The sequence below is a fragment of the Verminephrobacter aporrectodeae subsp. tuberculatae At4 genome, assembly GCF_000193225.1.
GTDB lineage: Bacteria > Pseudomonadota > Gammaproteobacteria > Burkholderiales > Burkholderiaceae_C > Acidovorax > Acidovorax aporrectodeae.
This window is the reverse complement of sequence record NZ_AFAL01000230.1, coordinates 1-329: the sequence shown is the minus strand read 5'-3', so window position 1 is coordinate 329 and position 329 is coordinate 1. Positions and strand designations below refer to the sequence as shown.

Genomic DNA, 329 nt, shown 5'->3' with positions numbered 1-329 from the left:
CGACTCAGCGCTCGGCCGCTTGTTCGCGCAGAAGTGATTCCATGGCGCGCAGCCGGGTGTCGATGATCGACGCCTCGATATGGTCCGCCGCTGCCGTGCTGCGGCGCGCCAGGTCCTGACCGGCGCGAAACCGGTCCAGTGCGGCGCCATAGTCGCAGCGCGCAGCGTGCGCCTCGGCCTCGGCGCGCACCGCGCGCAGGGGCTGCCCCAGGGCCTGCCAGGCCGAGGCCAGCAACTGCCACGCGCTGGCGTCCCCGGGGTGCACGACGATCCATGTTTGCAGCGCCGCCGTGCCCTCGCCGGGACGGCCGGCGTGCAGCAGCGCCTGC

Annotated in this window: 1 pseudogene; it reads right to left on the bottom strand. The window is 74.2% G+C overall.

What is annotated here, in order from left to right:
- Positions 1-4: 4 nt before the first annotated feature.
- Positions 5-329, bottom strand: a pseudogene (locus VTU_RS26015) (M48 family metalloprotease); the annotation flags it as partial.